The 14253-nt window shown below is 72.5% G+C and carries 12 protein-coding genes; 8 read left to right on the forward strand and 4 right to left on the reverse strand.

Translation table 11 applies throughout. From position 1 onward, the window contains the following. The first annotated feature begins 27 nt into the window (after positions 1-27). From ACIGEZ_RS20885 to ACIGEZ_RS20920, 8 genes are all read left to right on the forward strand, one after another. Positions 28-1890: an HSP90 family protein gene (locus tag ACIGEZ_RS20885; RefSeq protein ID WP_399833132.1), complete on the forward strand. Its 1863-nt coding sequence runs from the start codon at positions 28-30 to the stop codon at positions 1888-1890. Beyond that, positions 1890-4946 carry a tetratricopeptide repeat protein gene (locus ACIGEZ_RS20890; RefSeq protein ID WP_399833134.1) on the forward strand — a complete coding sequence of 1019 codons (3057 nt, stop codon included), beginning with the start codon at positions 1890-1892 and terminating at the stop codon, positions 4944-4946. Before ACIGEZ_RS20885 ends, ACIGEZ_RS20890 begins: the two co-directional genes overlap by 1 nt. Before the next feature lie 215 nt (positions 4947-5161). Next, entirely contained in the window at positions 5162-5596 is a 435-nt protein-coding gene (locus ACIGEZ_RS20895) for a hypothetical protein (RefSeq protein ID WP_399833136.1), read from the forward strand. A gap of 18 nt (positions 5597-5614) precedes the next feature. Then, a complete protein-coding gene (locus ACIGEZ_RS20900; RefSeq protein WP_399833138.1) occupies positions 5615-5959 on the forward strand; it encodes a DUF6247 family protein in 345 nt (114 codons plus the stop codon). Beyond that, positions 5956-6234 carry a hypothetical protein gene (locus tag ACIGEZ_RS20905; RefSeq protein WP_399833140.1) on the forward strand — a complete coding sequence of 93 codons (279 nt, stop codon included), beginning with the start codon at positions 5956-5958 and terminating at the stop codon, positions 6232-6234. The genes ACIGEZ_RS20900 and ACIGEZ_RS20905 overlap by 4 nt, the downstream gene beginning before the upstream one ends. A gap of 197 nt (positions 6235-6431) precedes the next feature. Beyond that, entirely contained in the window at positions 6432-7358 is a 927-nt protein-coding gene (locus tag ACIGEZ_RS20910) for a MurR/RpiR family transcriptional regulator (protein ID WP_399833142.1), read from the forward strand. 271 nt (positions 7359-7629) lie between these two features. Next, positions 7630-9735, forward strand: a complete 2106-nt coding sequence (locus ACIGEZ_RS20915) for a sigma-70 family RNA polymerase sigma factor (RefSeq protein ID WP_399833144.1) — start codon at positions 7630-7632, stop codon at positions 9733-9735. Between the two features lie 36 nt (positions 9736-9771). Continuing rightward, positions 9772-10383, forward strand: a complete 612-nt coding sequence (locus tag ACIGEZ_RS20920; protein ID WP_399833146.1) for a DUF998 domain-containing protein — start codon at positions 9772-9774, stop codon at positions 10381-10383. A 4-nt stretch (positions 10384-10387) separates the two neighbouring features. On the opposite strand, the gene ACIGEZ_RS20925 is transcribed toward ACIGEZ_RS20920, so the two are convergent. The 4 genes from ACIGEZ_RS20925 to ACIGEZ_RS20940 all read right to left on the reverse strand — a co-directional run bounded on the left by ACIGEZ_RS20925 (position 10388) and on the right by ACIGEZ_RS20940 (position 14149). Continuing rightward, positions 10388-11206, reverse strand: a complete 819-nt coding sequence (locus ACIGEZ_RS20925; RefSeq protein ID WP_399833148.1) for an SDR family NAD(P)-dependent oxidoreductase — start codon at positions 11204-11206, stop codon at positions 10388-10390. A gap of 221 nt (positions 11207-11427) precedes the next feature. Further along, on the reverse strand, positions 11428-12339 hold the full coding sequence (locus tag ACIGEZ_RS20930) for a RimK family alpha-L-glutamate ligase (RefSeq protein WP_399833150.1): 912 nt from the start codon (positions 12337-12339) through the stop codon (positions 11428-11430). Further along, the gene (locus ACIGEZ_RS20935) at positions 12339-13091 is read right to left on the reverse strand and encodes a hypothetical protein (protein ID WP_399833152.1); all 753 of its coding nucleotides are present in this window, start codon (positions 13089-13091) and stop codon (positions 12339-12341) included. The genes ACIGEZ_RS20930 and ACIGEZ_RS20935 overlap by 1 nt, the downstream gene beginning before the upstream one ends. Positions 13092-13099: 8 nt before the next feature. Further along, entirely contained in the window at positions 13100-14149 is a 1050-nt protein-coding gene (locus tag ACIGEZ_RS20940) for a hypothetical protein (protein ID WP_399833154.1), read from the reverse strand. Positions 14150-14253: the final 104 nt, after the last annotated feature.

Raw genomic sequence — 14253 nt, forward strand, 5'->3', positions numbered from 1 at the left:
GGACGCGCCAGTGAAGGATTCCGTTCGGTGTCCCCTTCCGAGACCGCCCACACCTTCCAGGTCGACCTACGCGGCCTGGTCGACCTGCTCTCCCACCACCTCTACTCGAGTCCCCGCGTCTATCTGCGCGAGCTGCTGCAGAACGCCGTGGATGCCATCACCGCCCGTCAGGCCGTCGCCCCGGACGCGCCCGGCACGATCACCGTGCGCACCGGTGACACGCTCACCGTCACGGACACCGGCATCGGACTGACCGAGGCCGACGTCCACCGTTTCCTCGCCACCATCGGCCGCAGCTCCAAGCGGACCGCCGAAGGCGCCCTGGACGGCGCCGGTCTCGAGTCCGCCCGCGGCGAGTTCATCGGCCAGTTCGGCATCGGTCTGCTGGCGTGCTTCGTCGTCGCCGACGAGATCACCGTGCTCAGCCGGTCCGCGGCCGACCCTGCGGCGCCCGCGGTCGAATGGCGCGGCCACTCCGACGGCCGGTACACGATCCGTACGCTGCCGTCCTCGACCGTGCCGGAGCCGGGCACCACCGTGCGGCTCGTCCCCCGGGCCGACAACGCCGAGTGGACCAGCCCGCGGCAGGTCGTCGACCTGGCCCGGCACTACGGCAGCCTGCTGCGGCACGAGGTCACCGTCGTGGACCCGCACGGCGGGAAGGAGCGGGTCAACGACACACCGCCGTGGGAGCGGACCCACCGCTCCCCGCTCGCCCGCCGCGAGGCGCTGAGCGCGTACTGCCGCGACCGGTTCGACTTCACCCCGCTCGACACCATCGAGCTTGACCTTCCGGCGGCCGGGCTGCGCGGAGTCGCGTACGTGCTTCCGACGTCCGTGAGCCCGGCGCAGCGCGCCGGTCACCGGGTGCACCTGAAGGGCATGCTGCTCACCGACCAGGCGCCCGAACTGCTGCCGGACTGGGCGTTCTTCGTGCGGTGCGTGGTCGACACCACGAGCCTGCGGCCGACGGCGTCGCGCGAGTCGCTGTACGAGGACGGCACGCTGTCCGCCGTACGGGACGCCCTGGGTGACCGGATCCGGGACTGGCTCACCGGGCTCGCGGCCAGCGACCCGGCGCTGCTGCACCGGTTCATCGACACCCACCACCTCGCGGTGAAGGCGCTGGCGCGCTACGACGACGAGCTGCTGCGGGTGGTGCTGCCGTGGCTGCCGTTCGAGACCACCGACGGTAACGTCACGCTGGAGGAGTTCGCACGCACGCACCCGACGCTGCTGGTCACCCGCAGTGTGGAGGAGTTCCGGCAGGTCGCCCCGATCGCCGCGGCGGCCGGCCTGGGCGTGGTCAACGGCGGCTACACGTACGACCGCGATCTCGTGCACCGGCTGCCGGAGATCCGTCCCGGCACCGCCGTGAGCGACCTCGACCCGGCCACCGTCACCGCCCACCTGGACGCGGTGGACCCGACGGCCGAACTGCGAGCGGCGGCATTCCTGGCCGTCGCCCGGGAGACGATCGGCGTGCACGACTGCGACGTCGTGCTGCGCGACTTCCAGCCGGTGACCGCCCCGGCCTTGCTGCTCGACAACCGGGAGGCGCGCCACGAGCGGACCCGGTCGAGCCTGGCCGCCGAGAGCGATGGTCTGTGGGCCGACATCCTGGGCTCTCTGCGGCACGAGACGCCGCGCGCCCAGCTGGTCCTGAACCACCTCAACCCGCTGGTGCGCCAGGCGATCACGATCCCCGAGCGCGGTCTGGCCGTCACCACCGCCGAGGCGCTGTACGGGCAGGCTCTGCTGCTCAGCCGCCGCCCGCTGAAGGCGAGCGAGAGCGCCCTGCTGAACCGGGCCTTCATCGGCCTGCTCACCCACGCCATGCACAACCCCGGCACGGACGCGGACGGCTCCGGGCCCCGGAAGGACATCTGATGCTGGACACCCCCGAGGCCGTGATCGGTGCACTGCGTGAGAACCACGACCGCCCGCACGGTCCGCAGCGCACCGTCACCGCCGAAGAACTCGTCGAAGTGGCCGGTCAGTTCGAGAAGCCGGACGTGCTGGTCACCGCTCTGCTGGAGCTCATGTCGGCGTACGAGTTCACCGGCGAGTACCGCAAGTCGCCGGTCGTCTTCGGCCGACTGCTGAAGCTGTGGGACGAGTCCCCCGAGGAGTTCAGCGAGTGGGAGGCCCACCAGGTCTACTGGAGGTTCAAGTGGGTGGCGACCTCGCTGCTCGACGTGCCCGAGGTATCGCTGGCCTCGATCCGCGGCTGGATCGACGAGATGCGGCGCCGGTACGAGAAGGCCGGGCACGGCATGCAGCCCGTGGCGGCGATGCGCTACCACGTCGCGGCCCACACGGGCGCGGGGGTCGCCGACGCCTACGACCTGTGGGTCACCCGGCCGCGTACCGAGCTGAGCGACTGCGAGGCGTGCGAGACCCGGCACCTGGCCGCGCACCGGATGAACGGGGGCGACGACGCCGGGGCGCTCGACACGCTGCGGCCGGTGCTCGACGAGGCGATCGGCTGCGACGAGGAGCCGCAGATGAGCCAGGCGCTGGCGCTCGCGGCGCTCCTGCGCTCCGGCCGCCTCGACGAGGCCCGCTCGCACCACCTGACCGGCTACCGCCGGGTCCGCGGCAACACCGGAATGCAGGCATGGGTCGGCCGGCACCTGGAGTTCTGCGTGCTGTCCCGCAACGAGGGCCGCGGCCTGGAGATCCTCGCCGAGAACCGGCCGCTGTTCGAGGCGACCGGCGCTCCGCTGGCCCATCTGGACTTCCTGACCGGCGTCGAACTGCTCCTCGCCCGGATCGTCGAGGACGGGCACGCCGACACGGTCGTCGCGGGCCCGCCGGGACGGAACTGGACGGCGGACGAGCTGCTCGCGCACGTCCGCGCCGAGGCGGACCGGCTGACAGCGGCGTTCGACGCCCGCAACGGCACGACGGGGGTCGGGGACCGTCGTCGGGAGCGTCTGGCGCAGCGTCCGCTGCTCGACGCGCCGCTGCCGCTGGGCCTGCGGACGTCCGTCGCCCGCCCGGCGACGGCCGCGGCCGCGCCGGTGACGGCGCCCGCCACCGCGGCTCCCGCCGTCGTCGCGATCCCCGAGGACTTCGTGACCCTGGTGCGCGCGGCACGGCGGATGGCGAACGCGGGTCACCCCGGGGACACCCGGCTGTGGACCCGGATCACCGAGCGCCTGGCCGACGGCAGCGCGGTGCACGACGACGTGCTCGGCCCGGAGGAGCTGCTGCGGGCCGAGCTCGCCGAGCAGCGGGCGGGCGAGCTGGCGATGGCGGACCATGACGACAAGGCAGGCGCGGAGATGCGCCGGGCCGCAGAGCTGTACGAGCGGCTCGGTATGCCGTGGCAGGCGCTGGCCACGAGGGCCCGCGCCCTCGCCTGGACGAGCCCCTCGGCTGACGGGACGAGCCCCTCGGCCGACGGGAACGCGGAGCCGGACGGGGGCGCGGAGCCGGACGGGGGAGCCGAGCGGCTGGACTCCGACGGACTCCGGGACGCCCTCGACGAACTCCTGCGCGAGGCCGAACGACTCTGCACCGAGGCCCCGTTCACGGGCGAGGCCCTCGGGGCTGCGGAGGCGGCGGCCTGCGACGACCTGGAGCAGGAGCGCAAACTGGCGTATCTCACGGTGTACTACGCGCGCACGTACGCGGCCTACCGGGAGCTGGGCCGCGGCGGTCCGGAGGCCTCCCCAGGAACCGTCGAGCGCTTCGAAGAGTGCGTCCAGGCCCTGCACGCCGAGGCGGAACGGCTGTCCGTCCCTCACCAGGTCGCCAGCGCACGGCAGTTCGCCGCCGACGTGGCTGCCCGCCACGGCGACCTCGCGCGCGCCGAGGAGGGGCTGCGCGCCGCGCTGAAGGACCTCGAGGCCGCCGACCGGCCGTGGCGCGGTTCGCGCCCGCGCGCCCTGCTCGCCCAGATCCTGATGGCACAGGAGCGACGGCAGGAGGCGGTAGAGCTGCTGCACCAGGCGATCGCGGACGCGGTGCGGTACGACGACGCGGACTTCCCGATGGCGCAGACGTACGCGATGCTCGGCCACGCGGCCTCGCACCTGGGCGACCACGCGGGCGCGGTGCGCCACCTGTCGGAGGCGGCCGCGCGGTTCGATCAGTCCGGAGTGTCCGAGGAGGCGGCGGACGTGCGGCTGCAGCTGGTCGACGTCCTGATGCGGACGGGCCAGCAGGCCGACGCGGTCGCGGTCCTGGAGTCACTGGTCGCCGACGAGGCGGCGGCCGCGCTCGACAAGCGGACGGTCGCGCAGGCTCGGCTGATGCTGGCGCGCGGGTTGCGGGAACTGGAGGAGTTCCTGCCGTCGGCCGAGGAGTTTCTGCGGCTGGCGGACGCCGTCTCCGGCTGGGAAGACGACGCCCCTATCCAGACCATGGTGACCGCTGACACGGCCATCGCGCTGGCTCTGGCGGACCGCTGGGACGCGGCGGGCACGGCGTACGAGCGGGCCTTGGCGGCGCACGCGCAGGCGCCGAACCCGTCCCTGCTCATGCACATGATGTGCGAGTTCGCGCGTCTGGTCATGAACGCGCAGGGCTTGCAGGGCCTGGAGACGGCGCTGAAGCATCTCGCCGAGGCGGACGCGCTGGCGGCATCGGTGCCGGAGGGTACGGAGGGCTTCGTGCCCTGGTTCGAGCGGGGTACCGTGCACTACCGCCGGGGCCGCGTCCTGGCGGACGCGGAGCGGTTCGAGGATGCCCTGGCCGAGGTGGAGGCCGCCGTCGCCGCCTACGAACAGGGCGGCGAGGAGGGCGAGTCGGCGCGTGCCGAGGCGGTCCGGATCGCCGCGCTGATCGAGGGCAACGCGCTGCGCCGGTTCAAGGAGGCCATCGCCCGGCTGACGGCGGCGGCGGCACGCTGCCAGAAGGCTGGCCTCTCGGAGGCAGCGCAGATCCTCGACGCGCTGCGGCAGGACTACATGTCGCGGCTGACGGAAGGCCGTTGAGTCGGCGTCGCCAATCGCTCCCGGGCCCGGGAGCGATTGCGGCAGATGTCAGAGCCCCCGGACAGCGTGCCTTATCCGGTGGATCGATCGCAAACGATCACGAGAGAGATCTGAAGTTCAGATATGGTCTAAATTCTAGACAGGGTCGGAGAAGCAGCCATGGTCGCGCTAGAGTGGCCCACGACCCGATGAATGAAACCTACGGAGGTCGGGCTATGCCTCCCCGCAGGAAGCGGCCCACGCTCGCCCGCTCTACTCGCCGCCCCTACGTGGATGACGCCACGTGGGACAGCGCCGACGACATCGCCGCCGGCGATGCCCTGACCGTCGGCCACCTGCTCACCGTCCTCCTGGACCGGTATGCCGCCGGCGTCGTCGATGTCCCCCTTCCGAAGGAGGACGTTCGCGCGGGTGGACGCAGCGGTCACCTTGCCGCCATCGGAGACGCCGCATGGGCCCGCGCCGACGAGCGCCGGGAACGGGAGGGCATCCAGTCCATGAGCGTCCTGTGCGAACTGCTGCTGCGCGAGACCGTGGCCGGACGCGTCTCGGCCGGACTCGACGCCGCGCCGTGCGCCCGGCAGCAGACCGAACCTCGCGAGGAAGCCGCAGGGGTCGTCACCCCGTCCCTGCTCCACTCCGCCGCCTGAGACCATACGGAGTCCGCCATGACCGAGCGTGCCGCAGAGCCCACCGGCCCCCTCATCCCGATGCCCGAGAAGACCCCTGCCGCACTCCGCGTCGCCGTCGGACGCCTGGACCCGAGTGCCCTCGCCGTGTTCGATCAGCAGTGGGACGCGGCGATGCGCCAGGCCCGCGATGAGTACACCCTCACGCCGCCCCGCGCTTTTGTCGAGCACTGGTGGTCATGGGTCGGGGTCGCACGCTATCCGCAGCGCCTGGCCCGATTCCGTGAGTGCGAGCGCATCGTCAGCGAGTCGGACGACCGCGCCGAGCGCCGCGCGGCCGCGACAGAGCTGGCGTCCATCCTCGCCGAGGCTGTCACTGCGTGAGCGACTGGACCTGGGAGTACGAACCGGACGCCGAGAACGTCGTCGGCGGCCTGGACATGGCTCAGCGGCTGGAGGTCGAAGCGATCGCGCAGCGGATCGCCGATGCCGTGGGAGTCCGTCGCATCGGTAAGCCCTTCGACATCACCGAGTCGGCATCCGGCGTCAGGACGTTTGCCGAGGGCTCCGTGATGGTCTGGTACCAGGAGGACTACCGCGACGACGTCGTCCTGATCCTCCGCGCACAGCACTTCGGAGCGCAGCATCTCGACACCTGACCCCGCACGGAGGGACGCCGCCCGGACGAGCCGGCGCACACACGCTGAGCGTCTCGCTCGACCGCTGCTGTCTGCAGCACCACGACCGCCATCGCGCAGCCGACCCTGGGCGGCCAAGCCTGAGAGGCGCTTGGATCGTGGGAGTCGAGCCCCCGTGAACTATCTTGATCAGGAGGCGGGAAGAGAGGGAGGCATCCGTGCCATCGGATCAGCAGGCGCGTGCGCAGGCGGCCGCGATCACGCCGGGGAGGCGTTCGGCGGAGGTGGACGCGGGGTCTCCCGCCGAGCGGGTGCGGGCGCTTTTCGGTGGGCACCGGCTCTCGCCCGGGCAGCGGCGGATCGCGCAGTTCCTGATCGACCACCTCACCGAGGCCGCGTTCCTGTCGATCACCGAGCTCGCGGAACGGGTGGGGGTCAGTCAGCCGTCCGTGACCCGGTTCGCCGCGTCGCTGGGGTTCAGCGGTTATCCCGCGCTCCGGGAGGCCCTCCAGCCGATCGCGCTCAGCGCCGTCGCCGGCGCGCCCGACGAGGGGGAGGAGCGTGACGGCAACGAGCTGCAGTCGGCGGTGGACGCCGAGATCGAGAACCTGGCGGCCCTGCGGCGCGTCTTCGCCGACCCCGGCGCGATCCTCGACGTCGGCCGTGAGCTGGCCAGGTCCGTGCCCCTGACCGTGCTCGGCCTGCGGATCTCCGTCGCGCTCGCGGAGTACTTCGCGTACGCCGCGCGGCGCATCCACCCCGACGTACGGGTGGTGACGCGCGGCGGCAGCGTGGCGTACGACGCGCTGCTCCAGGCGCGTGAGGCGGGCGGGTCGTGGGTGCTGGCCTTCGCGATGCCGCGGCACGCCAACGAAACCCTGGCCGTCCTGCGCGCCGCGCGCAGCGCCGGGCTGCGCGTCGCGCTGGTCACCGACCTCACGCTCGGGCCGCTCGTCGACGAGGCGGACGCCGTGTTCACGGCGGGCACGGGCTCGCGGCTCGTCTTCGACTCGTACGCGGCGCCCGGGGTGGTGTCGGCCGCGCTCCTCCAGGCCATGGCCGACGCCGATCCGGAGCGCACGCAGACCCGGCTGGAGAAGTACGAGCAGGCGGCCGAACAGCACGACTTCTTCCTGGACGACTGACGGCTTTCAGGACAGCTGGCGCATGTAAATTTTCATGCTCTTGCGTACTCGGCGGTATATATATTTACTGAAGGTGCCCCCACGGGCCCGAACAGAACACCGAAGGTCGCCCCCTCCTCCTCAGACGGCCCTCGTGTGTCTGGCGGCTCCGGTCTACCCCTGGGCCGGAGCCGCCCCACGGATTTCACGGTTCCCCGGAGGTTTCTGTTATCCCCCGCACGTCCTACGGTCTCCCATGCGTTGGGCACCGGCGACAGGCGGGACGAGCAGGATGAATCAGGGCACGGGCGAACCGAACGGCACGGAGCTGGTACGGGCGGCGCAGAGCGGGGACCTGTGGGCGCAGGACCGGCTCATCGTCGCCTACCTGCCCCTGGTCTACAACATCGTGGGCCGGGCCATGAACGGCCACCACGACGTCGACGACGTCGTCCAGGAGACGATGCTGCGGGCCCTCGACGGGCTGCCCGGCCTGCGCTCCCCGGACAGCTTCCGGTCCTGGCTGGTCGCCATCGCCATGAACGGGATCCGCAACCACTGGCACAAGCAGCACTCCGGTCTCCCCACCGGCGTCCTGGACGACGCGCGTGACCTCGCCCACCCCGGCGCGGACTTCGTGGACCTGGCCGTGATCCAGCTGCACCTCTCCGGGCAGCGGCGCGAGACCGCCGAGGCGACCCGCTGGCTCGAGCCGGACGACAGCGCCCTGCTGTCCCTGTGGTGGCTGGAGTGCGCCGGCGAGCTGACCCGCTACGAGGTGGCGGCGGCCCTGGAGCTCTCGCCCCAGCACACCGCCGTCCGGGTGCAGCGGATGAAGGCACAGCTCGACACCGCCCGGGTCGTCGTCCGGGCCCTGACCGGGAACCCCCTCTGCGCCACCCTGCGCTCCGAGCTCGGCACCTGGGACGGACGCCCCTCGGCCCTCTGGCGCAAGCGCATAGCCCGGCACGCCCGCGACTGCGCCCACTGCGCCGGTCTGTGGAGCAACCTCGTCCCCCCGGAGGGGCTGCTCGCCGGGCTGCTCCTGGTTCCCCCGTCCGCGCTGCTGTTCGCGGCCGTCCGCGACGGCGCCGGCTTCGGCCTCACCGCCGCCGCGACCGCCACGCTCCCGGCGCAGCAGTACGGGACCCAGGGCTGGTACGAGCCCGAGCCCGCGGGAACGTACGGGACGCCGTACGGGACCCAGCCCTCGTCCTACGAGACGCCCGGCCACTACGAGACGAACGGGGCGTACGGGCAGTCCGGGGCGCAGGGGGAGTACGGGGCGTACGGCACCCCCGCGCCGTACGAGGCGACAGCCCCGTACGGGATACCGGCGCAGACGCCGTACGGGACGGCGGACCCCTACGGGAGCGGTTCGGTCACCTACGGGAACGGTTCGGACCCATACGGGAACGGTTCGGGCCCCCACGGAACCACCGCGGCCCCCTACGGCACCCCGGCCCCGCACGAGGCCCCGGCCCCTTACGACACCTCCGCCCCTTACGACACCTCCACCCCCTACGACACCTCCGCCCCCTACGACACCTCCGCCCCCTACGAGCCGGAGGCCTCCCCGGAGACCCTGCCGGCCGGCAGCGGTTCCCGCGGGGCCCGGCGGCGCCGGGAGCAGGAGCGGCGCCGCGGGCGGCGCAGGGCCGTCGTCGCCGCGGGCATGGCGGTCGTGGCGGTCACCGGAGGGTCGTTCTACCTCGGCGGCGGATCCGACGGGGACGGGGACGCGCTGGACGCGAACCGCGCCGCCGCCCCCGGCCCGGACCTGCCCCTCGCCCAGGAGCCGAACACGCTCCTGGAGACCCCCTCCGCCTCCGCCTCGACCTCCGCCTCGGCGTCGGCGAGCACCGGTCCGCGTGCCTCCGCCACCCCGAGCCGCACGGCGAAGACGACGGCCACCCCCAGCAGGACCACCGCGCCGCGCACCCCGTCGCCCGCGCCCAAGCCGAAGCAGACCACCGCGAGCCCCGGTCCGGGCACGGGATCCAGGGCCGGATCGGGCTCGGACCCGGCCGTCGACCAGGTGATCGGTCTGGTCAACGCCGAACGGGCCAAGGCGGGTTGCGGCCCCCTCACGGCGAACGCGCAGCTCAACCGGGCGGCGCAGGGCCACTCCGACGACATGGCGGCGCGGGACTTCTTCGACCACACCAACCCCGACGGCAAGGGCCCCGGCGAGCGCGTCACTGCCGCCGGGTACCCCTGGTCGACGTACGGCGAGAACATCGCGATGGGGCAGCGCACCCCCGAGCAGGTGATGGAGTCCTGGATGAACAGCCCCGGCCACCGGGCCAACATCCTGAACTGCGACTTCAAGGAGATCGGCGTCGGCATCAACGACGACGGCGGCCCCTACTGGACGCAGGTCTTCGGCGCGCGCTGACGTGAGTCGCCACGGCCCGCGTCTTACGGTGGGCTGATGCGAGCCGTTCCCGGTTGGGCCCTGCTGTCGTCGGGGTGCGCCCCTGTCGTGCTCGTCGCGGGCTGGGCGACCGCGGCGCATCTCGAGGGGCCCACCTACGACGCCGCCAGGCAGACCATCAGTGTCCTGGCGGCCTACGGGGCCGCGGGCTTCTGGGTGATGACCAGCGCGTTCCTCGCCCTGGGCGTGTGCCACCTGCTCACCGCCTGGGGCCTGCGCCCGGCCGCGCGCGCCGGGCGCGTGGCGCTGGCCGCCGGCGGGGTGACCGCGCTGGTGGTGGCCCTGTTGCCGGCGCCGAGCAGCGGCGGGTCCCTGCGGCACGGGGCCGTCGCCGCCGTCGGCTTCATCCTTCTGGCGGCCTGGCCGGTCCTCGCCGCGGTACGCCGTGGCAGCGCGCCCTGGGCGCTGCGGCCGGTGCCCTCGCTCGCGGCGACCGCCCTGATGGGCGTCGCCGCGGTCTGGTTCGTGATCGAGATCAACCGGCACGGTCCCGCAGGCGTCGCCGAACGCCTGGTGACCTGCCTGCAGTCACTGTGGCCCCTGGTGGTCGTCGTCTCCTGCCTGGCGCATCCCGGACCCGGCGAAGGCGCGAAGGAACCGCGGGCCTGACGGCTCAGCCCCGCGGTGTCCGCGGTTCCATTCGGAAGTCGAAGCCCAGGGTGCCCGGGTCGAGGGCGGTCACGCCGCCGTCGACGGTGAGCACCGCGCCGTTGACGAAGGACGCGGCGGGCGAGAGCAGCCAGGCGATCGCCTCGGCCACCTCGCGCGGCTCACCCGGACGCCCGACCGGCAGCACCCGGGTCACCTCCTCGTACGCCGCGTCGACACCGCCCTCGCCGAGGCCCGCCTCGTCGGCGAACCGGCTCATCCGGCGGTCCGCCATGTCGGTACGCACCCAGCTCGGGCACACGGTGTTCGCGCGCAGGCCCGCCGGGCCGTAGTCGACCGCGAGCGAACGGCAGAGCTGGAGCAGCGCCGCCTTGGAGGTGGCGTAGGCGGCATTGCCCACGCCGTTGCGCAGCGCCGACACCGAGGCGACCGCGACCACCGCGCCACGGGCGTCGAGCAGGTGCGGGAGCGCCGCGCGCAGGAGATGGAACGGCCCGGTGAGGTTGGTCCGCATGACCTCCTCCCAGTCCTCGAGGGTCACCTCGCCGACCCCGCCGCCGCGCCCGATCCCGGCGTTGAGGACGAGCCCGTCGAGCCGCCCGTACGCGTCGACGGCCGCGTCCACGAGCGCCCGTACGGCATCGGGGTCCGTCACGTCGGAGGGCACGGCGAGCGCGCCGGTCTCCTCCGCGACGAGCCGCAGCGGCTCGGGCCGGCGCCCGGAGACCACCACGTGATGCCCCGCCTCCCGCAAGAGCCGCGCGGTCGCGGCCCCGATGCCCGTCCCGCCACCGGTCACGAGGTACACCCGCTGATCCGCCATGCCCGTCGAGCCTCCGTCGTGGTCCGTCGCCGCCGTCGTTTTTCTCGTTCTCGTGGATGTCGTCCGGCTGCGCACACGTCTGGTCCCCGTGATCATATGCGCGGCCAGGAAGGCCCGTTCGGCCCGCTGCCACGAGCCGGGCCCGGGGCCGAGCGCCCCGGCTGTCGCCAGCGCGCCCCGGCTATCGCCCGAGCGCCCCGGCTATCGCCCGAGCGCCCCGGCTATCGCCCGAGCGCGCCGGCGATCGCCCGGGCGATCGGCTGGCCCGTGTGCGATTCGAAGAACGTGAAGGCCGGGCTCGGATTGACTTCGAAGCAGTACGTCTCGCCCTCCTCGGTCAGCATCAGGTCGATGCCCGCGAGGGCGAGCCCGAGCCCGTCGGCGAGGTCCAGACACCGCTGGGCCAGTTCGTCCGGCAGGTCCCAGGGAGCCATCTCCAGCTCTCCGCCGAAGCCGGCGGCGTAGCGGTAGTCGACCTGGTCGGCGCGGATCCGGGTGGCGAAGAGCTCCCCTGCCACGGCGTGCACCCTGACGTTGACACCCTGGATACGGCGCTGGAACTGCACCGGGCACGAGCGGATGAGCGGAAGCCGCTCCATGGTGGCGTCGTCGAGGAGCCGGACGATGGACCGCACCGCGCTGATCGACTTGTAGACGACCTGGCCGTGCTGGTCGCGGAACGCGCGTACGAGATCGGGGTCGTCGGTGACCAGGGTCTCCGGGACCAGGAAGCCGGCCCGGCTGATCAACTGGGCCTGGTACGGCTTGGACTGGTTCGACGCCGTCGCCGCGGAACGGTTCATCACGCAACCGGGCGCGACCTCGATCCAGCTCCCGAGCACCTCGTGCCACCACGCGCACCGCCGCACCGTCTCCTCCGGAGCTCCGGTCGTCTCCGGCAGCATGCGCCAGTCCATGAGCCGGGTGTAGACGCCGGTCACGGTGGCACAGTCGATCGCGCGCCGGTCGTCGAGCAGGCGTCCGTGGACGCCGGTGCCGTCGATCTCGAAGTCCAGGGCGATGTCCTGGAACCGCCGCTGATGCAGCACGGTGTAGGGCAGCCCCAGATCCTGGAGGGCGCCGGTGACGCGCGCGATGGGCGGCTCGCTCGCGATGCCGCAGACGACGATCATCACCGGCTCCCCGGCATCCGGCTGAGGTGCTCGTGGAGCCGCTCGACGAGGGCGCCGCCCCCGATGCGCAGATCGGGAAGCGGGGTCGCGCCGGCGAAGCGGGGCCGGTCCCGGTCGTCGGGTTCCAGGTCGATGCCCAGGAGATCGGCGTCGGCCAGCCGCGCCAGCCGTCCGCAGGCCGGGGCGAGGCCGTCGACCGGCTCACGGCCGAAGACGTGCTCGCCGAGGACGACGACGCTGCGCGCACCAGGCGCCGTGGGAGGCACGGGCGACGCCTCCGGGTGCGGCTGTGCGCCGAGCTCACTGGAGAGCGGCAGGGGCGACACCGGCAGTCCCGCCCTGGCCGCGAGCACGGTCCACTCCGCGGCCGAGCGCCACGCCCCGCACAGCCCGCGTGGGCTGGGGCGGTTGATCATGACCGGTGCGAGGCATTCGAGCCAGCTGAGGACGAGCGCGCTCAGCTCCTCCCGGGCGTACAGGCTGTCGTCCGGCGAGGCGAAGACGAGATGCCCGAGGGGCGTGTAGCACAGCCGGTTGAGGACACCGTCGATGTCGTCGCTGACGAGTGTCCGGCCGTCGGGCAGGCCGATCTCGAAGCGGGCACGGCCGTCCCCGACGCGGTGCGCCGAGCGCGTGGCGCGGGTCAGCGACTCCGGGTCGACGAGCTCGACCGGAGCGAGACCGCGGTCCCGCAGGCGATCGCAGGCCCACAGCGCCGAATCGTCCTCGGGCGCGCACAGTACGAGCCACATGGCGGCCGCTACCGTTCACAAGGCTTGTCGAAGTCCTTGGTCGCCTTCTCGACCACGTCCTTGGGCACCTTGCCCTCGTTGGCTTCCTTGCCCTCCTTGACTTCCTTCTCCGGCTTCTCCAGCATCTCCTTCGCTTCCTTGGTGTGCTTGCCGTCCTGGTGCCCCTGGTCCTCGTACGCCAGGGCACTGGTCGCCAGGTCGGGCCGCAGGTCCGGGCGGATGAAGTGGACGAGCTCCGACACCGTCCGTTCGAGCCCGGCCAGACGCTCGGAGACACTGCCCGGCTCGTCACCCTGGATCCGGCCGAAGGGCGGCGGGAAGGTGTCAACGGGCTTCATGACTTCGAGCGGACCGTCCTTGTGGCCCTTTTCCGCACCGTCCTTCTCCTTGTCCTTGTTGTCCTTCTCCTTCTCCTTCGCGGTCTTCTGATAGCGGCCGAGGCTGATCGTCTTGTCCTTCGCGTCGACCACGTCGCACTTCAGCACGTACTCGGTCTCGTATCGGGCGGGCCAGCTGACCGAGGCCCCGATCGGGTCGACCCTGATCTCGATGCTTCCGCAGGCGTTCGGCCGGATGCTCTCCGGCACGCGCACCAGGGTGAAGCCGTTCCCCATGTCCGTGCCCGGGCGGTCCCTGAACTTCATCGTCTTCGTCCCGATGTTCGCGATCGGGGCCACGATGTTCTCGATCGGCTCCCCCAGTCGCGCGGTACGGCCGAGGCCCCGTTGCATGGAGATGCGTGGCTGGCGGGCGTCGTCCGCGTCCTCCGACGTCACCCACACGAAGCCGAGCTCCTCCGGGTCGTTGTTCGTGATCCGCAGCCGCCACAGCCGGGTGTTCTTCTTGCCGATGGTCAGCTCCACCATGAAGATGTCGTCGACCTCGCGGGTCCAGGTGGCGGTGGCCACCTCCGTCTGCGTCTCGTCCCGGATCGTGCCCTCGTCAGGGGAGCGCGGCACGTTCGCGAGCTCGCCCGTACCCGCCCGCAGTTCGATGATCGGGGCCGCCCCGCCGGGCGGCTCACAGCCGCTCCCCAGGGCGATGATGCGGATGAACATCCTCGACGCGTCGTCCGGTACGTCGAACGGAACCTGGCCGCTCGTCGCCCCTGCGGTCCCCCGAGGGCTGAGCCGGAGTGGCTTGTCCGGGGGGTACATGTCGA

It is taken from the genome of Streptomyces sp. NPDC085481 (genome assembly GCF_044541845.1).
In the GTDB taxonomy this organism is placed as follows: domain Bacteria; phylum Actinomycetota; class Actinomycetes; order Streptomycetales; family Streptomycetaceae; genus Streptomyces.